18 protein-coding genes are annotated in these 21,371 nt (G+C 59.9%); 15 read left to right on the plus strand and 3 right to left on the minus strand.

The features are described 5' to 3' along the window. On the plus strand, positions 1 to 1,046 hold a 1,046-nt coding region (locus JWR89_RS19495; protein WP_366143002.1), incomplete at its 5' end, for an extracellular solute-binding protein. Between the two features lie 104 nt (positions 1,047 to 1,150). Beyond that, entirely contained in the window at positions 1,151 to 1,900 is a 750-nt protein-coding gene (locus JWR89_RS19500; protein ID WP_299719111.1) for an IclR family transcriptional regulator, read from the plus strand. Between the two features lie 372 nt (positions 1,901 to 2,272). On the opposite strand, the gene JWR89_RS19505 is transcribed toward JWR89_RS19500, so the two are convergent. Next, positions 2,273 to 3,160: a LysR family transcriptional regulator gene (locus JWR89_RS19505; RefSeq protein ID WP_299719113.1), complete on the minus strand. Its 888-nt coding sequence runs from the start codon at positions 3,158 to 3,160 to the stop codon at positions 2,273 to 2,275. A gap of 130 nt (positions 3,161 to 3,290) precedes the next feature. On the opposite strand from JWR89_RS19505, the gene JWR89_RS19510 reads away from it, so the two are divergent. Together JWR89_RS19510 and JWR89_RS19515 are read left to right on the plus strand one after the other, a co-directional pair. Further along, complete coding sequence (locus JWR89_RS19510; RefSeq protein ID WP_299719115.1) at positions 3,291 to 4,268, plus strand: tripartite tricarboxylate transporter substrate-binding protein; 978 nt, start codon at positions 3,291 to 3,293, stop codon at positions 4,266 to 4,268. A gap of 32 nt (positions 4,269 to 4,300) precedes the next feature. Then, complete coding sequence (locus JWR89_RS19515) at positions 4,301 to 5,167, plus strand: class I SAM-dependent methyltransferase (protein ID WP_299719117.1); 867 nt, start codon at positions 4,301 to 4,303, stop codon at positions 5,165 to 5,167. A gap of 1,144 nt (positions 5,168 to 6,311) precedes the next feature. Here the strand turns inward: JWR89_RS19515 and JWR89_RS19520 are convergent. Then, positions 6,312 to 7,751 (minus strand): hypothetical protein, encoded by a 1,440-nt coding sequence (locus tag JWR89_RS19520; protein WP_299719119.1) that lies wholly within the window; start codon positions 7,749 to 7,751, stop codon positions 6,312 to 6,314. A 232-nt stretch (positions 7,752 to 7,983) separates the two neighbouring features. Here JWR89_RS19520 and JWR89_RS19525 point away from each other — a divergent pair, with 232 nt between their 5' ends. The 8 genes from JWR89_RS19525 (at position 7,984) to tssH (ending at position 16,563) form a co-directional block, all read left to right on the plus strand. Further along, positions 7,984 to 8,295, plus strand: coding sequence for a hypothetical protein (locus JWR89_RS19525; protein WP_299719121.1), 312 nt, complete (start codon positions 7,984 to 7,986; stop codon positions 8,293 to 8,295). 30 nt (positions 8,296 to 8,325) lie between these two features. Next, positions 8,326 to 8,625 carry a hypothetical protein gene (locus JWR89_RS19530; RefSeq protein WP_299719123.1) on the plus strand — a complete coding sequence of 100 codons (300 nt, stop codon included), beginning with the start codon at positions 8,326 to 8,328 and terminating at the stop codon, positions 8,623 to 8,625. Between the two features lie 316 nt (positions 8,626 to 8,941). After that, entirely contained in the window at positions 8,942 to 9,340 is a 399-nt protein-coding gene (locus JWR89_RS19535) for a hypothetical protein (RefSeq protein ID WP_299719125.1), read from the plus strand. 365 nt (positions 9,341 to 9,705) lie between these two features. Further along, positions 9,706 to 10,224 carry a type VI secretion system tube protein Hcp gene (locus JWR89_RS19540; RefSeq protein ID WP_299719127.1) on the plus strand — a complete coding sequence of 173 codons (519 nt, stop codon included), beginning with the start codon at positions 9,706 to 9,708 and terminating at the stop codon, positions 10,222 to 10,224. Positions 10,225 to 10,308: 84 nt separating this feature from the next. Then, positions 10,309 to 10,863, plus strand: a complete 555-nt coding sequence (gene tssE, locus JWR89_RS19545) for a type VI secretion system baseplate subunit TssE (RefSeq protein WP_299719129.1) — start codon at positions 10,309 to 10,311, stop codon at positions 10,861 to 10,863. After that, the gene (gene tssF / locus JWR89_RS19550; RefSeq protein ID WP_299719131.1) at positions 10,860 to 12,824 is read left to right on the plus strand and encodes a type VI secretion system baseplate subunit TssF; all 1,965 of its coding nucleotides are present in this window, start codon (positions 10,860 to 10,862) and stop codon (positions 12,822 to 12,824) included. The genes tssE and tssF overlap by 4 nt, the downstream gene beginning before the upstream one ends. Positions 12,825 to 12,843: 19 nt before the next feature. Further along, positions 12,844 to 13,878, plus strand: coding sequence for a type VI secretion system baseplate subunit TssG (tssG, locus tag JWR89_RS19555; RefSeq protein ID WP_299719133.1), 1,035 nt, complete (start codon positions 12,844 to 12,846; stop codon positions 13,876 to 13,878). 3 nt (positions 13,879 to 13,881) lie between these two features. Next, positions 13,882 to 16,563: a type VI secretion system ATPase TssH gene (gene tssH / locus JWR89_RS19560; RefSeq protein WP_299719135.1), complete on the plus strand. Its 2,682-nt coding sequence runs from the start codon at positions 13,882 to 13,884 to the stop codon at positions 16,561 to 16,563. Positions 16,564 to 16,610: 47 nt separating this feature from the next. Here the strand turns inward: tssH and JWR89_RS19565 are convergent, their stop codons facing one another. Beyond that, entirely contained in the window at positions 16,611 to 16,964 is a 354-nt protein-coding gene (locus tag JWR89_RS19565; RefSeq protein ID WP_299719137.1) for a hypothetical protein, read from the minus strand. Between the two features lie 434 nt (positions 16,965 to 17,398). On the opposite strand from JWR89_RS19565, the gene JWR89_RS19570 reads away from it, so the two are divergent. The 3 genes from JWR89_RS19570 to JWR89_RS19580 are packed head-to-tail and all read left to right on the plus strand — an operon-like array spanning position 17,399 to position 21,350. Further along, a complete protein-coding gene (locus JWR89_RS19570) occupies positions 17,399 to 18,925 on the plus strand; it encodes a hypothetical protein (protein ID WP_299719139.1) in 1,527 nt (508 codons plus the stop codon). Between the two features lie 32 nt (positions 18,926 to 18,957). Further along, a complete protein-coding gene (locus JWR89_RS19575) occupies positions 18,958 to 20,625 on the plus strand; it encodes a caspase family protein (RefSeq protein ID WP_299719141.1) in 1,668 nt (555 codons plus the stop codon). A 14-nt stretch (positions 20,626 to 20,639) separates the two neighbouring features. Beyond that, entirely contained in the window at positions 20,640 to 21,350 is a 711-nt protein-coding gene (locus tag JWR89_RS19580; protein WP_299719143.1) for a DUF4384 domain-containing protein, read from the plus strand. The last annotated feature ends 21 nt before the right edge of the window (positions 21,351 to 21,371 follow it).

Here is a 21,371-nt window from a genome sequence, read left to right on the forward strand (position 1 = left end):
CTGCCGTATTCCTGATGGGGACCGGTCTGGCGTCCGCGCAGAGCAACGTCGTGATCATGCAGGACCCTGGCGGCGGCTACGGCGACGCGCTGCGCAAGTTGATGTACGATCCGTTCGAAAAGGCGACCGGCATCAAGGTCGTGACGGTCCAGGAAGCGCGCAGCGGCCCGCGCATCAAAGCGCAGGGCGAGGCCGGAAAGGCGCAGTGGGACCTGACCTTTATCTTCGATCAGGAGACCAAGCTGCTCGGCGACTGCTGCCTGGCCGACATCGACTACACCAAGCTATCCGAGCCGGCGCAGAAGACGCTCGCTGCCATGCCTGACAATCTGAAGCGGAAAAAGGGTGTTGCGCTTCAGGTGATCGGCGTCGGCATCGTTTATAATAAGGACAAATTCAAAGGCGCCAACGTACCGACGAGCTGGGCCGATTTCTGGGATGTGAAGAAATTTCCCGGCCGCCGCTGCATGCCGGCCTGGCCACGCTTCGTGTTCGAGGCGGCGCTGATGGCAGACGGCGTCGACAAGAGCCAGATCTATCCGATCGACATGGAGCGAGCGCTCAAGAAGATCAAGGAAATCAAACCTCACATTGCCAAGTGGTGGACGACATCTGCACAGCCGCCGCAGCTGCTGCTTGATGGCGAGGCGGACATGTGCATGGCCTACACCGGATCGATGAGCAAGCTAGCGCTCGAAGGCGCTCCGATCGATCTGACCTTCAATCAAGGCTTCGTCTATTACGATTTCTTCTCCATTCCGAAGGGCGCTCCGAACTACGACAATGCGCTCAAGCTGCTGTCCTGGCGTCTCGACCCGACGCGCGCCGCACAGCTCACGTCGACCTTCCCGGTCGCACTTCCGTCTTCCGTTGTGTTCGAAGCGGCAACAGATAAAAAGGTATCTCGCTATTGGGCAAACAATCCGGATAACGTAAGCAAGGCGATCGAGTGGAGCCCGACCTACTGGGGCGCGCCGTCGCCGGCGGGCAACTCGACCAACGAGGAATATGGGCAGGAGAAGTTGAACGCGCTTCTCGCCCAATAGGCGACCCGGTGACGTCGGCGCCCAGCACGGAGCTGGGCGCCGAGGTCCTGCGCTGAAAACCGATCAGGCGAGGCGGAGATCAATCATGCAGCAGTGGTCATTGGATGGATAAGGCCTTTATCAAGGGACTTCGTCTTCTCGAAACCCTCGCGTTGAGCGACGGACCTCGCGGCATTACCGAACTCGCGAACGAGCTAAAGTTCACCAAGAGCAACGTTCATCGGTTGCTCATGACGCTGCAGTCTCAAGGCTACGTACGTCAGAACCCCCCGCACAGCACGTACGAGTTGACGACGAAGATCTGGGCTCTCGGCAGCCATGTCATTCATCGGATGGATTTGATCAAGATTGCTCGTCCGATGATGGCGAAACTGATGCAGGTGACGGGTGAAACGATACACCTTTCGATACTGGAAGATACCGACGTGGTGTATGTCGACAAGATCGAAAGTGAACATCACATCCGGGCTCACACGAGCGTCGGCATGCGGGCGCCCGCATTCACGATGGCAACCGGCAAGGCCATGCTCGCTCAATTACCCGACAATTACCTTGAGCGGTTCAAGCCACATTTCAAACGCTACACGGCGTCGACGCGCATGACGATCGAGGAGCTTCGCGAGGATATCGAGGTGGCGAGGTCGCAGGGCTATTCCTATGTGCTGCACGGCGAATGGCGAGAGGGTATCGCTGCCTGCGCATGTGCGATCATCGGTCGATCCGGTGAACTGGTCGGCGCCATTGGAATGTCCGGGCCCGACACGCGCGTCAAGCGCAAGCAGATCAAGGAGTATTCCGTTCACGTGATGGAAGCGGCGCGCGCCATCGGCGCCGCGCTTGGCAATTCCCGGTGAGCGTCGCGTGCAACAGGCAGAAAAGGACGATCCTTATCCGAAAAGCGACCAATGTCTTACGGTGCGGGCGGACTGTTTGCGCCGCTTCGTTGTACCGCTGGACATGCCATACAGGTTCATAACCGGCACGCGACCAATCAAAAGCCGACACGGTTCGAAGTTTGCAACTGGCCGCTCGTGGCGCGGAGCGGGCATTTGGTGAAGGGCAAGTGCCATTTCGGACATTGCGGCTGATGCGGAGTACGGGAGTTAGGCGCCATTTCTAATGCGAATTCCTTATTGGCGGCGAATTCCAGCGGCCATCAGTAATCTGAGGCATCGGGATAAATAGCCGACGGTCGGGTCTCATCCCGTTACTCCCATTCCAATCCGTCAGGCCAAAATGGATTTCACCAACTCGCGTTCTGCAAGAATGAAATCGAAGAACGCCGCAATACGCGGGACCTGTCGGAGGTCAGGATGCGCCAGCAGGCGCCAGCTTCGCGACAGCTCCGGAATTGGGCCGAGCACGCGTACGAGATCGGGTTCGGCGTCGCCCAGGGACGCGGGGAGGGGCCCAAGGCCCAATCCCGACTTCACGGCATAGATAAGACCCAACACGCTGTTCGTGCGTGCCGACATCTTGACGTCCGGCGCCACGTTTCGCAGCCATACCGATGCGCGGTGCATGCTGAGCGTTTCATCGAAGCCGACAAGCTGATGATTTGGCAGGTCATTCACCGTCGCAGGCTGGCCGTGCTGTTCGACGTAACCCCGGCTCGCATAGACCGCCCAGATCGAATCCGCGACCTTGCGGCCGACAAGTTCGTCGTCGGTATCGCCGGACCGGAAGGCGACATCGGCCTCGCCCTTCGACAGATCAAGGTATCGGTCGCTCGTTACAAATTCAATCCGAAGCTTGGGATGTCGGGTCTGGAAGCGCTCGATTAGGGCGGATTTAGTCATGCGGCCGATGATCGGTTCTGGGCAAGTCACCCGGATCACACCGGTCAGGTCGTTGGCCTCATCGTTGACCCGCCGTTCGAAGTCGGTTACCGCGGCTTCGATGCGCTCGGCGTGGGGTAACAACTCCTCGCCGAATTTTGTCAGGCGATAGCCTGACGGGTGACGCTTCACCAGTGGCTGCCCGATCGCGCGCTCCAGTTCGGCTAAGCGCCGCTGTACCGTCGATTGACTAAGCCCCAACGATTTCCCGGCGGCGATCGTGCTGTGGTGTCGGGCCACGGCGAGAAAATACTTCAAATCGTTCCAATCGAACATGGTGCGATTATGCACTTCTGCGGCGGGGTACCGCAATCCTGCGGCTTACGACCGTGGCATTGGGCGTCTAGGCTTTTTATGAGGACGCCAACAGGCGTTCCCTGGCGGCCGAGACATCCGGGAGATCGCGATGAAGAGCCTTGTACACCCGCTGATATTGGGGGTGGTGACGACCGCCCTCGTATCGTCGGCCCTCGCGCAGCCAGCAAGGGCTGAATGCTCGCAGCCCGTCAAAATGATCGTGTCGTACCCGCCGGGGTCGCCGGACGATGTGATCGCGCGAATCCTGGCGCAGAAGCTCTCCGAGGCGGGCGGGCGGTTCTATGTCGAGAATCTCCCCGGCGCCGGCGGGATGATCGGCACCGCGACGGCCGCCAAGGCGTTGCCGGACGGCTGCACCATGGTCATCGTCAATCAGAATTTCGTCGTTCAGCCCGCGATCGGCGAAAAGCTTGCCTACAAGGTTCCCGACAGTTTTACGCCGATCACACTATTGGTCGCGGCGCCCGAAACGATTTCGGTCAACCCGTCCGTGCCCGCTACCACCATCCTGGAACTTGTTGCGCTGGTGCATGCGAGCCCCGCCAAGTACAATTACGCTTCGCCCGGTTATGGTTCTTCGCCGCATCTCGCAAGCGAGCGGCTATTCAAACACACGCTCGGGCTCGACGTCGTGCACGTCCCGTTCCAGGGCGGGCATCCGGCCGTGACCTCAACGGTTGCCGGTCACACCCAGATTCTGCACCTCACCCTTCCGATCGTTGCTCCGCTGGTGCGCGACGGCAAACTTCGGTTGCTCGCAATTGCCGACAAGACGCGTGCTCCGGAATTTCCCAGCATTTCCACGCTGGAGGAGGCAGGCATACCGAACCACGAGGTCGGATTCTGGGACGGGATATTGCTGCCGAAGGGAACGCCTGACGACATCGTCGAACTCAGGCATCGGCAAATTGGTGAGATCATGGCGTTGCCGGACGTGCGGGATCGCTTGGCAGGGCTTGGATATACGCCGATCAATGGCTCGCCGAACGCGTTCGCGGCGCATCTGCAGACCGAGCTAAGCAAATGGGAAGCTATCGTCCGCGACGGCAACATCAAACCTGAATAATCCGACCTGAAACGAGTTCGAAAGCGCGTGCCATGAACAAAGAGTTTTCCGTCGACCCTGATGTTGCCACGGCGGCGATGCGCGCGCAGTGGGACCAGGCGGCCCGGGGCTGGCGCGAGTCCGGCGCCGTCATTCGGCCGTGGCTGCAGCAGGCGACGCAGGCCATGCTTGGAATGGCCGGCGTTAAACCCGGCGCCCATGTCCTCGATGTGGCCGCTGGCGCCGGCGACCAGACCCTTGATATCGCCAAGCGGGTTGGCCCCGACGGCTACGTGCTGGCCACGGATTTGTCGCCCGAGATTCTTCAATTCGCAGCGCAGCAGGCTGCCGCCGCGGGTCATCGCAACGTCGAGACGCGCGCGTCGGACGGACAGAACTTGCAGGTCGAGGACACCCGGTTCGACGCGGTGGTCTGTCGGCTCGGCCTGATGTTTTTCGGCGACCCGTTACAGGGATTGCGTGAAATGGCGCGGGTGCTCAAACCCGGTGGCGGCATCTGTACCATGGTGTTCGGGTCGCCCCAGGCCAATCCCTGTGTGACGACGCTGATGTCGACGGCGCTCGGGCACGCCGGCCTGCCGCCGCGCGATCCGTTTCAGCCCGGCGGGCTGCTCAGTCTCGGCAAGCTCGGCCTGATCGATGACCTGTTCAAGGGGGCGGGATTCCGCGAGATCGCGACCACCAGCGTTGCAGCGCCGTTTCACCTCCCGACCGTCAAGGACTACATGAAATTCATACGAACATCGGCGGGGCCGATCGTCGAGATATTGAAGAGCCTTGACGGCGTTAAAGCTGAAGCCGCATGGGCGGATATGGAGCAAGTTCTCAGTCGATATGAAACGGCCACCGGGTGGGAAGGTCCAAATCAACTGTTATTGACGGCCGCAAGAAAATCGTAGACCCCTCCATGAGGGCCAACGGTCGGTCGTTTCATACGGCCGCCTCGGGCGCGAAGCGGCCGTTTGACGCTCTCAGATTGCTCGACATCGGCACAATAGGTCGGTACAAAGGCGACAGTAGCAGGTCCGCTAAGTCATTGAATCTGCTGGCTCTATAGCTCTGGACCAACAATCCTTTCGTGGCATCATCCCCCTTTTAAACCATTGGTTTAAAAGGGACTAAGCAAGATCAGAGGCTTGGCACTACCCGCCTCGTACAAAAGGCTGGTACAATGCCTCTTGCACTGGCACGTCCCTGGAAGCATCCCAACATCGGTTTCTACTGCTCCGGAAAGGTGTCCCGGAAGACCTGCGTGTGCTCATTGGCAGGAAATGCAGCCTGCTTTCCGGCAGCACTCGATTGCGTGAAAGCGAGCGGCTTCTGGGTGGGCGCGTTCGCTTGCGAGCGGGCATATCTCTGGCCGGTGAAATCTCCCCGTAAGTTGTCCAATTCCCGAAAGTCTCTGGCTAACACCGGAGAAATTTCCGTTTTTGGGAGACGGCGGGCGGAGACTTGGTTCGATCTCCTATGAGTGGCCCGGCCGGAGTGGGTCTCTCGGCGGTCTCCGGAACGGCGGTTCTGGCTGTCGGGTTCGAGTTGAGATATCGCCGATCCTCGTTGGCCTACCTGACATTCAGGAATGCGCGCTCGATGCGAATGTCGGTTCGGTAAGGACCAGTGAATAAAGGTCGATATCAACCGAAAATATCAACGTTTGAAAACGATAATAATTGCGGCGTATGGCCTCGGTCGGACATACTCGCGTAAAGGGCGATATCGAATGGCCGCCCGTGGCGCAATGCGGAATCCATTGGGATCTGTCAAGATGCCTTTATCCCATCAATATCGGCACGTCCCCCGCATGGATCTACCTGGCGCCTCGCTAGGCACTGTCATCAAATTCGGCACGCTCTCATAGGCAAGGTCGCGGCAATCTCTTGAACTGTTGCGCCGGCCGCGCGAGTTAACAACGGCTTCGGAATCCGTTTTGACCGCCTCCCGTTCGATGCGGAAGCGCACGCATCTGTCCGATTTGGACAGGAGTGTGCAATTTGGCATCAACTGCACACTCGGCTGCCATGATTCAGCTCGCCAATTGCGCTCTCACTGCATCGCCGTGCGGGCCATCATATACATTTCGTTGAATTTCTTCAGAAGCGCCTCCGCGCTCTGGCGCTCCTTCACGCCCCAATCAAAAGCTTCTTTGGATTCGCTATCCATCTTGTTCATGACGCTGCGCGCATCGCTCGGGAATGCCATCCAGCCGCTGCTTTCGCCGAGCTGCTTGAGCGCTGCGCGGGTGCCATAAGCGGCCTCAGTGACCTTCCTTGCGTAGTCGATCGTGCGTTGAGCTTCGCTAGTTGCCTGCTCCAGCGTTTCGAATTTGAAACTGTTGCCGCTCTTCTGTCCTTGTGCGATCTTGTCATATCCCTCTTCGGCTGCGCCGCGTGCATCACGCACCAAAGACTCGTATGCGGGCAGTTTCGATTGGAGCTCACTGAGCTGTTGCTTCAGTGAGGTCATATAAACCTTAGCTGCCGCAAACTTCTTTTCGGCATTGGCCATGCCCATCTTTTGCGCCCTTGCCTCCAGTTTTGCGGCCTCTTCCAGCCAGGGATTGCTGCCGAAGACATCGAAGACCTTCTGGATGTTTGCGACCGCGGAATTGACCTTGCTCCCGGGATCGGTGACCGGCATGACGACGATCGCGGTGTCGGCTGCAGTGTTGATGAGGTTGAAAATAACGTTGAAGCCGGTCTGGGCCTTGTCGGCGTCGGCGCGCAGTTCGCGGGCCCTCTCCATATCGCGCGCGCCCCGGAGGTCATCCTCGGTGATCTTGAGATTCGACGCGGCATATGACGCGTTCGTTCCCGCCAATTTGAGCGTCGATTTAAAGTGGCTCAGCTGCAATTCGGCGCCCTGTGCGATGTGGGCCTGGTCCTTAACTCTGCCGCCGTCCTTGTTTCTCAGCATGGCAATCTCGCGTTCGATATCCTTGACAGTGCCAAGTTTGTCGGACAACTCGTGCATCTTATCGGCGTGACGTTGGCCGTCGAGGTAGTTGTCATCGACGGTCTTGAAAAAGTCGGTCGCCTTTTTCAGCAAGGGCTGCGCGACGTCTTTTTTCGCGGCGAGATACACCACCTTTCCGCGTGGAGTATCGAACGCGATCGCTGAAGCGCCTGCGTTACCGGCGCCAGACGACGCGCTTTGGGCCGGAAATTCCGCGGTGACGACATCGACCGCATGGATTTGGGGAGGCTTGGTGCCCTTGAACGGGACATCCCGGGTGATCGTTTCGCGCGGTGCGAGCGTCGCCTCGAATCCGTTGCAGTGATAATCGACATTGACGCAAAATTTGAGCTTCACGGGGTTGGAGGCGTCCTTGTTCGTCACGGTAGCCCTGACCCGCTTGTCGGGGGCGCTGTAATTCGAGGTGCTCGAAAGCGCTTGGCAGCCGGTGCCGTTGCACCCGGCCCATGCGACATGCGGGATAAAGACAATAGCGGCTGCGGATATCAGAAGGGACAGGTTGCGGGTCATCGGACGGCCTCCTCTGTTAGGTTGTGATGATCCGTTGGTCGCAATGGCTTTGCGGCGCGTTCAATTGAAGCAGTCGATCGCCTGTAGATTTACCCGGGTTTCGCGACGTCAATCCCTGAATGCGACCGTGCAGGGATCGTTCGGTGCTTTGGCGAGACATGAGCTACAGGTGCCGGGCTTGGAGCCGGGGACGCAGGTCCCGCTCTGCGTGACCTGCCTATTCGAAACAGTAATGACAGGTGTGCATCTCTTCTCGTCCGCCGAGAGCGAGCCCGATGCAGGCGCCGTGCAGCGGAATGTCTGCGAACATGATTTCTTGTCGGTCGCCGCCTTGATCGACGCCGCATCGGCTGTCCAGGCGCCACTGACCGATTTCAAGGTTGAACACATAGGATCCGGCATTTTTGGCGATCGAGTTGCGATTCCCTTGCTGTCGCGCGGCGCCACCAGCGCGCTTTCGCATCCTCCCCATCCGGAATCCCCGAGCCTAATGCAACACTCCACCTTGTCGCCTTGGCAGCGCAGCACGTGGATGTTCTTGTAACCCTTGAGGAGGTCGCTATCGAGCTTCCGCATGCAGGCATCCGCTCGCGCCGCCTGGATCTGCGTGGCGGTGCAGCCATACACCCTCTGCGGCGACTGCGCGTCGGCTGGTGTCGCTGCCAAGATCCAGGAAAAAATAGATGCAAGTGACGCGTATCGAATGCCAGGTTTCGAAGATAACGTCATGATCGATCACCTTTTTGCCAACAAAGATGTCAAACGTTCTGCGAGGTCCACCAGCAAGTGTCAGCGCTTCGTGGCGTCCGATGTACCGGCTGCGCCGCCCATCGCAGCGCCACTGCAGATTTTGGTCTTCTCGCTGCAGTCGTAGATGCAGGTACTCTTCTTGTCGGCGCAGGGTTTGGTGCAGCCAAAATGGCCTGGGCTCGACTTGAGATCCTTTCCGCAGACGTTGCGGACCTGGCTTTCGGTCAGGTTGCTGATGGCTGACGCAGAAGAAATCGCTAGGCCCAGAGCCAGACACATCGCCAGAAGTCCGGTAACAAGACGTGAACCTGAGGCGGTCGGTGGCCTGTTGCGAGGAAAGGGCCGTGACATCTTTGACCTCACTTCGGTTGCCGTTGCTTCTTTTCGTGCGGTGCCATCATTTTCGTTCGACATGAATATTTCTCGCGATTGAAGAGGGAGTGCGTGAGCGTTCCTTGGCAGTGGCGAACGGCTCTGTCAGCTTTCGACCCGAAAAAGGGAGGATTGCCATGAGCGGATTGAAATATGTGCTGGCGATGTCGTTGCTGCTGTCCACGACTGTCGTCGGGCGCGCAGAACCCGCCTGCGTGCCGTCGAAGCAGGGCATCTCGAAAGTTATCGGCGGGAAGAATTTCGTCTGCGAGGAATGTATCAAGAGTAGCTGCGATACCTCCGGCAAAGAGATCAAGGGCTGCAAGAAAGAGACCGTTTCGACCTGCACTGAAGTCCTGCCGTCGAAGAAGCCTGCGCCCGACAAGCCGGCGTCGGATAAAGCTGCAGGGGACAAGGGCGCTGCCAAGAACCCGGACGACAAGAAGCCGGCAGAGAAGAAAAAGTAGGTCTGGCCGGGATCGGCGTGGCCCGATGTGTCTTGCGGGGATATTGCCTGATGCGTATTCGCGTTCCGTCGCCCGAACGATCCGGTATACGTGCTCCGTCGTACAACGGCGACAGACGACATGCCTCGATCCGATCTGGTCACCTGCCGCATGGAAGAGCCCTCGCCGCCTTCATGGTTCCGTCTGGGCTTCCGATACTGTTTTGTGACGTCGACCGGCCAATCGGTTCACGGTGCTTGGTCACGAATCCCAGAAATCTTGCCATGCGATTGAACCAGCGGCGCGGGGGCGGCGACACATGAGGTATTTCCAGTGCAGAGATGGGGCTCGTGACCAACGGCTCTGTCTATTCAAGAGCGGTTAACATGGCTGACATGTTTCTGATGCTGGACGGGATCAAGGGTGAATCGATCGATGCCCTCTATCGTGATCATATCGAGATCCACGGATGGGAATGGCACATCGAAAACAATGCGTCGATATCGCTCACCCCCGGCGACGCCGTGAAGCATACATCGTTCAGAAGCATCAAGCTTGACAAGTTATATGATGTTTCGTCCGTGACATTGATGAACTTTTGCGCACTTGGAAAGCACATCCCAAAGGGGACACTGGCTTGCCGCAAGAATATCGGAAGCCGCAGTGTGGATAATCAAAGCGGCGAAGTCGCAAAAATGGAGTATCTCATCCTCGAGTTGAAAAACATCAAGGTCGATAAGATCGAATGGCCGGGAAGGTGCGAGCCTCAGATCGTTGCGGAGAGCGTTACCCTGACTTTCAATGAGTTCGCGATGACGTATCAACTTCAGAACGAACGGGGAGACCCCGTGGGGGCGGTCGAGTTTGGGTTCAACGTGTCCTCGCACACAGAGGTCCAAAGGTAGAAATGAGTGAGGCCCACGGTGCGGTTACATTCGTGCCGGTAGCGCGCGGCTGGACCGGGTCTCGTCGCAGTAGGAACATGTGTCATGGCTGAGCTGTTCGACAAGAGGCACGTCAGTCCGCCGTTGATGCACGTGTTTCGCGCCGCGCATGAGATGGCAGATGCCAAAAAGCCCATCGATATTCGCAATGAAGCCGGCGAACGGATGCTGGCCGACCGGCGAATGCGCCCACGCCAGGTAATCACGGAAACCGTATTGCGGCGCGAAGTCGCCCGCGATCTCGATGCGCTCTTGAATGCTATCTCGATGGAGGCCTCTGTCGATATGTCGGAGGTGCCGCATGTGCGTCGCTCCATTTTGAATTTTGGTCTTGCGGATGTGTCGAGCCGCACGATCGACGGCGCCGAGATCAAGAAAATTCCGGATGAAATCAGGACGGCGGTAATAAATTATGAACCGCGGCTCGCGCCGGGGTCGCTTCATATAGAGCGCGACAAGAGCGTCGATCCCGAGGAGTTGAAAATCCGCTTTATCGTGCGGGGAGATCTGACCTGCCATCCAGTGCATGTCCCGGTTGAGTTCGTGGCGGATATTGTCGAAAGCGGCAAGATCCTTGTGAACCGGCTATCGTTACGATGAACCGCGAATTCCTCGACATCTATAATCAGGAGCTGCAACTACTTAACGAGCAGGCGAGGGAATTCGCCGAGGAATATCCCGGCATTGCGGAGAGGCTTGGCGGCATACTGGAAGACCGGGTCGATCCGCTCGTCGGCGGTCTACTCGAAGGTGCTGCGTTTCTCGCAGCGCGGGTCCAGTTGAAGCTCAAGCATGAATTTCCGGAATTTACCAATAACCTGCTCGAACAACTGGTACCGCATTATCTGGCGCCGACGCCGTCAGCGATGCTGGTCAAGGTCACGCCACGCTACGGTGACCGCGCGCTCAATGAAGGGAATGTGGTTGCGCGCGGGTCGTATCTCGACGCAACATTCCGCGAGCAGGACAAGCAAATCGCCTGCCGCTACCGGTTGAGCAGCAATATTACGGTTTGGCCGTTCGAGCTCGTTGGTGCCGAGTATTTTTCGTCGCCCGCGCCGCTCGAATCGCATGGCCTTCGGGTCGATGGCGACGTTCTGGCCGGGTTGCGCTTGACGTTGACCGTGCGAACCACGGCGCGGTTCGAGGACGAGCCGCCGGATGCGGAATCCTTAGCAAAGCCGGAAATGCTATTCTCATCGTCGCGCCTCGCTAATCTGCCGATACATCTGGTTGGGCCGGAGGCGGATGCGATCGCCATCTATGAACAGATGTTCGCCCGCTGCCAAAGCGTCCATGTCCGCTATCTCAATGAATTCGGCGACCCCGTGGTTCTTGCAATGCCGGTCGGCTGCCTGCAGCAGATTGGAATCGACCGCGACGATGCGCTGTTTCCAAACGACCACAGGGTTTTCGAGGGCTTCGATCTGCTGCGGGAATTCTTCGTGTTCCCGCGCAAGTTTCTCGGCTTCGAACTGACCGGACTGGATCAGGTCACGCCATCGCTCAGGGCCAAGACAATCGACGTGCTGTTCACCTTTGACGAAGTCAATATGCGTCTGGCCTCTGCCGTTCAGCCGTCGATGTTTGCGCTTTTCGCAGCGCCGGCGGTCAATCTTTTCGAGAAAACGGCCGATCGCGTGCCGCTGAAATCGAACCAGCATGAGTATCACGTCGTGCCCGATCGCAGTCATTATCTGGACTACGAACCGCACCGGCTGCTTGATGTCTTCGCGCACTATCCAGGTGGCGGCGCCAAGGTTCCGGTCCGGCCGCTTTATGCAGCATCGCTCGAAGCGCCACAGAATTCGTCGGGTCCGCTCTACACGGTGCGCCGTCAGCAGCGCCGACGCGCTGTTGAGGAGAAACGCGGCGGCATGCCGTCGAGCTATATCGGGACCGACATGTTCATCTCCCTCAGCGAGTTCGGCGGTCATGGCAGCGATAAGGGTATCGCTGAGCTGAGCGTGCGCACGCTCTGCTCGAACCGGCATCTGACCGAACTGTTGCCCGTCGGCATGGGCGGTGCCGACTTCCGCATGATCGATGATGTCGCGCTCGAACTGCAATGTGTGGCGGGGCCGACGCCGCCGCGCGAGCCCGTCGTCAGCCAGCTGCGTAGCCGTAGTGAGGTCGCCCATACTGGTACGGTGAGTTGGCGCCTGATCAATATGCTCAGCACCAATCACCTCGGTCTTGTCGACCGCGGCGCTGGCCGCAGCGCGCAAGCATTGCGCGAGACGCTGTCCATGTTCGCCGATCTTTCGGATGGAGCTGTCGAGCGCCGCATTCGCGGCATCCGCAGCGTCGATAGCCGGCCCATCGTGCGCCGTATCCGCCAGCGCTACGGCATCGGCACCGCCCGCGGTATCGAAGTGACTGTGACCATCGACGAGAAGACGTTCGAGGGATCGGGGATGTTCCTGCTCGGGGCGATACTCGACCGGTTCTTTGCTGAATATTCCGCGCTCAATCATTTCACCCAGACGGTGATCCGCTCCGCCGATCGCGGTGAGGTCATGCGATGGCCGCCGCGGATGGGCACACGCAAGCCGTTGTAATCAAGCGATTGGGGCCGCTATGACGCTTCTCGAGAATCTCGAAGCCGAGCCTTGGCGTTTCGACTATTTTGCCCTGCTGCGTGAGCTCGAGCGGACCTTCAAGGATCATCCGCGGATCGGCGAAGGCGTCTCATTGCGGGAAGAACTGGTCCGATTCGGTCAGGACCCGTTCGTGGACTTTCCAGCATCGACTATCGCTCGCGCGGCGTATGGCGACGGTAAGGTGCTGAAGGTGTTCGTGAAGCATCTGGGAATGCTCGGGCCGCAGGGCGCGCTTCCGCTGGCGACCACGGAGGAGGCTTATCATTACACTTTGGCCGGCGACGACGCCTTTCCGCGCTTCCTCGACTTATTCAATCATCGTTTCATTGAACTGTTCTTCCGTGCCTGGGCCGATGCACGGCCGATCGCACAGCATGACCGGCCGGACGCCGATCGCTTCATTGCCTATCTCGGCTCGGCCATCGGTGTCGGTTCGGCGCCCTATCGCAATCTCGACAGCGTGCCCGACACCGCGAAGCTGGGTTTCGCCGGGCTTCTCGGACCTCAAGCCAAATCGGCGTCGCGCCTCGCTGCGGCGATCAGCGGCCTGTTCAACGTGAAAGCCGAGATCGACGAATTCGTCGGCGTGCGGCTGGTCATTGAGGAGGTCGAGTGGACGACGCTCGGCCGCGCGTATAACGGGCTAGGCAAGGACGCCTTGCTCGGGCGCAGCGTATACAGCGTTCAGGACAAGGTCAGAGTCCGCATCTACACACGCGATCTGGCGCAATATCTCCGCTTCCTGCCGTCTGGCGATCTTTGCGAACCGCTGACGGATATGTTGTTTTTCTACAATGGCGAACAAGTTGATTGCGACGCCGAACTCGCCATCCCCTCAGGCGCGGCGGAACCGGTCCGACTTGGCCGCTTCGGCGCACTGGGCTGGACTACGTGGATGGCACCGAATTGGACCAGTGCCGAGGCTTATCGTTGCGATGCGCGATTCCATCCAGCCGAACGGGCCAATCATCGACGCCAAAGCACGTTCGCAGCTGCCGTGAAGGAGGGGTAGATCATGACTGAGATCAGTCTTGAAACGGTGGCCGGGAAGCTCAACCGCATCGGTTACGAGGCGTTCTTCAAGGCGCTCCGCCAGGCCAAAGGGGCCGGCAATCGACACGTCGAGCTGGCGCATTGGTTCGCCCAGATACTCCAAAGCGAGAACACCGACATCGGCGCAACCGCCGATTATTTCAAACTCGATCGCAATGCGCTGACCACGGATATCAATGCCGTCATCGGCCGTTTGCGTACCAATGAGACGGAGATGCCGGCGGTATCGAACACGGTCATCGATCTGTTCGATCGTGGCTGGCACTATGCGACGCTGTTCTTCGGAGAGACGCAGATCCGTACCGGGCATCTGCTGGTCGGCGCGTTGCAGTCGCGCGAACTCGCGCGTGCGTTGCATGCGACGTCGAGGGAGTTTGCGAAAATCCCGATCGACGTGTTGACCGGCGAATATAGGAAGATATGGGCCGGATCCGAAGAAGAGCGGTTGCGTCCGATGGACGGTGCGGGCGCTGTCGCTGCGGATACGCCGGCCGCGCAAACGGCGAGAGGGACGTCTGCGCTCGATCGGTTCTCGCAGGATCTCACCGCGAAGGCAAAAGCCGGGGACATGGACCCGGTGCTCGGCCGCGACGACGAGATCCGCCAGCTCATCGACGTGCTGATGCGAAGGCGGCAGAACAATCCGATCCTCACTGGCGAAGCCGGTGTCGGCAAGACCGCGGTGGTCGAAGGATTCGCGCAACGAATCGTGGCCGCCGACGTACCGCCGCCTTTGCGCGGCGTCAGGCTCTGCATGCTCGATGTCGGCCTGATGCAGGCGGGCGCATCGATGAAAGGCGAATTCGAGCAGCGACTGCGATCAGTGATCGACGAGGTGCAGAGTTCACCGGTACCAGTCATCCTCTTTATTGACGAAGCCCATACGCTGATCGGCGCAGGCGGTTCGGCCGGGACAGGTGATGCCGCCAATCTGTTGAAGCCGGCGCTGGCGCGAGGAACGCTGCGCACCATCGCGGCGACGACATGGTCCGAATACCGCCAGTATATCGAAAAGGATCCGGCTCTGACGCGCCGCTTCCAACCCATCCAGGTAGGGGAGCCCAGCGTCGCACAGTGCTGCAACATGCTGCGCGGTATTCTCGGCCCGATGGAAAGGCACCACAAGGTGACGATCTCCGATGCCGCGATCGTAGCGGCGGTGAATCTGTCGCATCGCTATATTCCCGCGCGGCAATTGCCGGACAAGGCTGTAAGCCTGCTGGATACCGCGGCGGCGCGCGTGGCCATCAGCCAGAGTACCACACCAGCGATGATCCAGGACATGATGGCATCGATCGCCGCCCGTAAAGCAGAAGTGGCGGTCCTGACCGACGATGGCGAGCTGGGCCCTGATTTCACCGAGCGGCTTGCAGCTCTGGCGTCGGAGATCGCCCAGCTACAGACCGGTCTTGCCGCGATGGAAGCCGAATGGGCCGCCGAGCAGAAGCTGGTCGGTGAAATCCGCACATTGCGCGATATCGTTCATCCACCGGATGTATCGCTGGAACGGGCCGAAGCACCGTCTACCCCAGAGCAGGCGGCAGGCGATATCGATACCCGGCATGTGCGCGATCGGTTGCGGCAGGCCTTTGCAACACTTGAGGATCGCGACCCCGGGAAGCGCATGGTCTATGCCTATGTCGATGAGCAGGTCGTGGCCTCGGTGGTATCGGACTGGACCGGTATTCCTGTCGGGCGCATGGTGAAGGACGATATCGAAAATGTGCTGAGGCTTCCGGAGGTTTTGAACCGGCGTGTCGTCGGCCAGCCCCATGGCCTGTCGATGATCGCCAGGCGGATCGAGACCAGCCGCGCCAAGCTGGACAACCCCGACAAGCCGGTCGGTGTGTTCATGCTGTGCGGTCCGTCCGGCGTCGGCAAGACCGAAACAGCGCTGGCTCTCGCCGAAGCGCTCTATGGCGGCGAGCAGAACATGATCACGATCAATATGTCCGAGTTTCAGGAGGCGCATTCCGTCTCGTCGCTGAAGGGCGCGCCCCCCGGCTATGTCGGCTACTCCGAAGGCGGCAGGTTGACCGAAGCCGTGCGTCGCAAGCCTTACAGCGTGATTTTGCTCGACGAGGTCGAGAAGGCGCATCCCGACGTGCACGAGATTTTCTTTCAGGTGTTCGACAAGGGCTTTATGGACGACGGCAACGGACGCCGCATCGACTTCAAGAACACGCTGATCATCCTGACCACCAATGTCGGCGCCGACGTGATCATGGAACTCGCCTCAGATGCTGCCTACCGTGAGCATCCCGAGGATTTTGCGCTGGCCCTGCGTCCGGAGTTGCTGAAAGTGTTTCCGGCGGCACTGCTGGGACGTATCGTCTCCATTCCGTATTTCCCGCTGTCGCCGACCATGCTGGAAGGTATCGTTAGACTGCAGCTCGATCGGATCGGACGGCGCATTCGCGACAACCACGACGCGTTATTTGCCTATGATCAGGCTGTCGTCGATCACATCGTGGCCAAATGCGACGATCCCGATTCCGGCGGGCGCATGATCGATAACATTATCACCAACACGCTGCTGCCGTCGCTGTCGCGTGAATTCCTGAAACGCTCGCTGGCAAAGCAACCGACGACGCAGGCGAGCGTCGCTATAGGCGACGGCGATTTCGTGCTCGCATGCAACTGAAATCGCCGCCTCGCTGCCGTGCGGTAGCGATGAGCGACCTTCCGCGCTCAGGTTTGCTTGCGTACCTTGCAGGACGCCTTGGTCATATCCGGGTTCTTTAGCGGGGATCCGGTGACCGACGACTCGCCGGCAAACCAGTATTTCTGCTTGTTTGATCCGACCGTGCGGGCAGGGCTGTTGTAGTCCCACTCTTTGCTGCTTCCGTCCGCCTTGATAAGCTTACAGCTCGCCGTGCAGTCCATGCTGGTGGCATTTTTGTTGGTGGCGACGATGTTGAAGCCGCTGTCGTTGCTGCCGGAAAGCTCGCATGTGAAATCGACGCCGTTGTCCGATTTGGTCGAAGCGGCAGTGGCGGGCACGGTCAGCAGGAGAAGGGGAAGGATCGCGTAGCCTGTCTTCATGGTGGCCTCCTGAATGTTAAACGGATCGCAGCTGTTGCTAGTTTTTCGACGCACGATCGGAAGTTCTGGTTCAAGCGGTAAGTGGTAACCACCTGGCGCTGAAAGCGTGTTTGGCCATCGTGAACCGAACCGCACCGATGGGCGACTGATAGAAGCCATATCGAAGTGCGGGAACGTCGATGCGCAGTGATAGATGCAGGGCTAACGGCGCGTCATGGGGGGCGATATGGGCGCTGTCTGCGGTGCTTGCGCTGGTTGGCTCCCACGGCGGAGCGCGGGCCGAAGACACCGTCATCAAGCGCTTCACCAGCGGCGCCGGCCGCGATTCCGTCGGCATAATCGAGGCGCGCGAAGACGCGCCGATGGATAGCCCGCAGGCGATCTATGCCGGGGACGATGGCGGCCTCTATCTGCTCGATCAGGTCAACGGCCGCGTGCTGCGTTTCGACCCCAAGGCGGCCAATGCGCAGATGCAGTCGCTCGAATTGCCCCAGGAGGTGCGCCCGACCGATGTGGTGGTCCGGCGCGGCAATGTCTATGTCTGGGATGGCACACCGCAGGCGCTGCAAGCGGGCGGGCGGGCGGATGATCCCGTACGTGAATTGACGCGCACACGCGCCGCCGAGCAGCCCGATGATGCCACCCTGTCGGCCTTCGCGCAAATGGGTTCGCAGACGCTCGGGAGTTCCGAACAGCTTCTCGGCGAACAGACGCGCGGTGTGCCGGTTGAGGTTAAACCCGCCCGTCAGGTGGTCTCCTCGCGTGGCCGCGGTAGCGTGTTTGCCGATGTCTCTACGGCCAACAAGCCGGACTCCGCCACGATCGAAGTGCGTGAACAGACCACTAACGATCTCGTTGCGCGGTTGAAGATCAGGGTGCGGGATCGCCTCGGTCTCGTGGAGTTTCTCGAGATCGACAATGCCGGCCGCATGTTCGTTTTGACCGAGAACATTCCCACTAATTCGCAGCGCCCGGCCTCCGCTTTCGTCGTGCGTTTCTCGGCACGGGGCGTTCAGGAAAGCGTCTATGACATTCCGCTGGAGGAAAGCGTCGCGCTTTCGCGCCGCTTTATCGCGATCTCCGCCGAAGGCGATGTCTATTTTTTGCGAACGCGCAATGCCGGAGTCGATTTGATCGGTGTCGGCGTCCGGCCGATCCGCGCCAGCGACCTGATCGACAATCCTAACCGGCCGCGCCGCAAGGACGCGGTGGTGGGCAAGGCCCCGATCGCAGCCGTGCGGCCGCTGACACGCCGGCAGGTGATCGAGACAGCCGTGGCTTTCGAGAGCCTGCAGTGGCGGGTGACGCCGTTGGCCTATGGCCTCGATCCCGACAACGCCTGTTCGGGTCTGAACCGCACGCGTCGCCCCTGGTATCTGGCGGGCAAGGTCAACGCGGATGTGCGCGGCGTGCCCTATTGCTGGGGATGCCATGGCTCGCTGAACCAGTTCCGCGCCAACATCGCAAACGGCACGATGGCCGGCAATGTCTGCACGCACAATAGTCCACGACCGGACGTGACGGGCGTCGATTGTTCAGCTTTTGTCAGCGCGACATGGGGGTTGGCCACGCATTTCACTACCATGGCGATCCCGTCGATCACCAAGGAACTCGGCAACGCATGGGAACTGCAGCCTGGGGATGCGCTGAACAAGCCAGGATCGCATGTGATGCTGTTCATGCGCTTTACACCTGACCGGAAGGTGGAAGTGATGGAATCCTCCACCGGTGGCTGCAACGGCCGAGTGTGCCGGAACGTCTATCCGCTGTCATCGCTGTTGGCGCGCGGCTATCGACCGGTCCGTTTTCGCATGCTTGATAATCCGCAGGTCGCCGATATCAGCCCGGCCGAAGTGACATCGGTGCAAGACAAGGCGAAGGTCTCCGAGAGCAATGCATCGCGTGGCCGCCGCACAGAGCGCGCATCGACGCGACAGAACCGGCATCGGGATCAGGATTGAGCGATGTGATGAGGCGCTTGTGGACAAAATTCATGGTGCAACCGATCGCCGTTGTTGCGATGGCGATCGGTCTGGTCGGGGCATCATGCCCGGCGTTTTCTGAGCAGGCCGAGTCCATTCGCGCGGCGACTGGCGGCGAGGTTCGCGCGCTGGTCATCGGCATCGACAACTACAGGTCCGCGCCGCAGTTAAAAGGTGCTGTGGCCGATGCGGTAGACTTAGAAGCCACTTTGCGGCGCAGCGGCGCAAAGGACGTGACGCTGCTCGTCAATGCCGCATCGGATAGACAATCCGTCATGTCTGCGTTCGATGAACTCCTGGCCCGAACGCGACCCGATGATCTCGTGGTCCTGTCCATCGCCGGGCACGGTGTCCAGGAGCCCGAACATTTCAAGGGCTCGCAGCCCGACGGCATGGACGATGTCTTCATTCTCGCCGGCTTCGATCCAGGCACCGCGGCCGGCAGCGAGCAGCGTATCCTTGGCTCCGAATTCAATCACCTCATTCGTCAGTTCGAGGCTAAGGGCGCGCGCGTGCTGTTCATCGCGGACGCCTGTCATGGCGGGGGCCTTACGCGGGAGATCGATCCGCGTGCCGCCGGGATGAGTTATCGGCGGGCACCGCCGTATAAGCTGACGGATGACCGCCTCACGCCGCTATCGACGGCTAAGGATGCCTATTCCGGCGACGCCAATTTCCAGCAAGCTGCCGTGCTCGCGGCGGTGGACCGCCAGTCCAAATCGCCTGAGGTGCAGGTGCCAGGCATTCCCGGGCTGCGCGGTGCACTCAGCTATGCCGTGGCGCGGGCGTTCGAGGGCGCGGCTGACGAGAACAATGACGGTCGGGTCACGCTCGGTGAATTGTTCAGCTATGTCCGCCAGGTTGCCTATCAGCTCTCCGATCAGCGACAGCATGTGATCGCTGCAGCGCCGGCAAGGCCGGACGCGGCCGATACTGTTGTCTACGCGCGGACCCGTGCTGTCATCATGCTCGACGGTCCATCTGATCCGCGGCCGGCGGCACAGGTCAGTCAGGCACCTGCCACACCGGCGAGGCCTGCCGCAGTGACTCCGCTCGACACGGTCAAGGTCGCTGTACTCGGCAATCAGAAGGACGCACTTAAAGATGTTGAGCCCCGTGAGGCGCGATTCGATGCGGTCGCAACGGCCGACAATCCAGATCTGGTCTGGGATCCAATTTCGCTCGAGGTCATTGCAAGCGGCGACGTAGTCGCCCGCGAGATCAACCGCACCGATCTGCCCAGCGTGATCGACCGCCTGGCCGCCGTAAAAGGTTTCAAGCGGTTGGCGACCAAGGCGCCGCAAGCCGTCAGCGTACTCCCGAACGACAAACTTCACCGTCGAGACGCGCATGTCGATATCCAGGTGTCCGGCGTGGCGTTCCGATCCCTGCTGCTGTTCAACATCGCCGGTGACGGCACGGTGCAGTCGCTCTATCCGATCGGCTCAGATGCGCCTGTCATTGCGACACCCGACTACAAGTTTTCGGTGATGGTCAAGGAGCCATTTGGCGCTGATCTGGTGGTTGCGATCACCTCTGCGCAGCGGCTGAGCGATCTTGAGCAGATCATCAAGAAGATGAGCCAGAAGCGGAACGCTGTCGAAGTCTACAAGCTGATCGAGCGTTATGCGCCGTCCGATGCGCGCATCGGCGCAACAAGTCTCTATACTGCGCCATAGCAGGGAAGTGCCTGGTGATCAAGCCGTACGCAGCGTCCTTACTTTTCGCAGCATTGATAACTGTCCCCTGCGTCGCCGACGCATTGGCGCAGAGCCCGGCTGCATCATCCACCGACGATGTCCCGCGAGAGCGGTCGGTCAGGATCGTTCCGGATGCGCCGGATAATGTCACTGCTGCGGCGGATCCACCCGTGTCACTCGCGCGGCTCGACACGATGAATGCCGGCCTCAAGATTGACAATACTGCCGGCCTGTCCTTGGATCTTGTTCCAAGCGGCGAAGTCGTCGCCGGTTCGCGGATCGGCTTTCGCATCACGACAAAACAACAAGGCTATCTAATCCTTCTGGATATTGACCCCGCTGGTCGCCTGAAGCAGATATTCCCGGTCATCGCGACCGAGACGGCGCCTGCCACGTCAGGCGAGGCCTCAAGCCTGATCAAGCCAGGCAAGCCGATGGTGATACCGCAACTCGGCGGTCCCTATGCGGCGTTTGAATTCGTTGCGGAGCCGCCGTCCGGCGTCGCCATGGTGGTGGCGCTGCTCAGCGACCGGCCGGTACAGGTGGTCGATCTGCCCGATACGCCGCCGCCGGCCTTCGCGCCGAACGATACCCTAAAGTACGTGCGCGACCAGACGCTCACGCTGATCGTGCCCGGCAAGAAAGATAATCAGTGGGAAAAGCCGCGTTGGTCGTTCGATGGCAAGGCCTATTTGATCAGATGAAGTGAACGATCCTTTGGATCG

It is taken from the genome of Tardiphaga sp., assembly GCF_028290785.1.
Taxonomy (GTDB): domain Bacteria; phylum Pseudomonadota; class Alphaproteobacteria; order Rhizobiales; family Xanthobacteraceae; genus Tardiphaga.

Coding starts and splice junctions, on each gene's coding strand:
- tssE (WP_299719129.1), top strand. CDS start 10,309: ATGGCTGAGCTGTTCGACAAGAGGCACGTCAGTCCGCCGTTGATGCAC.
- JWR89_RS19505 (WP_299719113.1), bottom strand. CDS start 3,160: ATGTTCGATTGGAACGATTTGAAGTATTTTCTCGCCGTGGCCCGACAC.
- JWR89_RS19565 (WP_299719137.1), bottom strand. CDS start 16,964: ATGAAGACAGGCTACGCGATCCTTCCCCTTCTCCTGCTGACCGTGCCC.
- JWR89_RS19510 (WP_299719115.1), top strand. CDS start 3,291: ATGAAGAGCCTTGTACACCCGCTGATATTGGGGGTGGTGACGACCGCC.
- JWR89_RS19500 (WP_299719111.1), top strand. CDS start 1,151: ATGGATAAGGCCTTTATCAAGGGACTTCGTCTTCTCGAAACCCTCGCG.
- JWR89_RS19525 (WP_299719121.1), top strand. CDS start 7,984: ATGACAGGTGTGCATCTCTTCTCGTCCGCCGAGAGCGAGCCCGATGCA.
- JWR89_RS19575 (WP_299719141.1), top strand. CDS start 18,958: ATGGTGCAACCGATCGCCGTTGTTGCGATGGCGATCGGTCTGGTCGGG.
- tssH (WP_299719135.1), top strand. CDS start 13,882: ATGACTGAGATCAGTCTTGAAACGGTGGCCGGGAAGCTCAACCGCATC.
- JWR89_RS19520 (WP_299719119.1), bottom strand. CDS start 7,751: ATGACCCGCAACCTGTCCCTTCTGATATCCGCAGCCGCTATTGTCTTT.
- tssG (WP_299719133.1), top strand. CDS start 12,844: ATGACGCTTCTCGAGAATCTCGAAGCCGAGCCTTGGCGTTTCGACTAT.
- JWR89_RS19515 (WP_299719117.1), top strand. CDS start 4,301: ATGAACAAAGAGTTTTCCGTCGACCCTGATGTTGCCACGGCGGCGATG.
- JWR89_RS19540 (WP_299719127.1), top strand. CDS start 9,706: ATGGCTGACATGTTTCTGATGCTGGACGGGATCAAGGGTGAATCGATC.
- JWR89_RS19530 (WP_299719123.1), top strand. CDS start 8,326: ATGCAGGCATCCGCTCGCGCCGCCTGGATCTGCGTGGCGGTGCAGCCA.
- tssF (WP_299719131.1), top strand. CDS start 10,860: ATGAACCGCGAATTCCTCGACATCTATAATCAGGAGCTGCAACTACTT.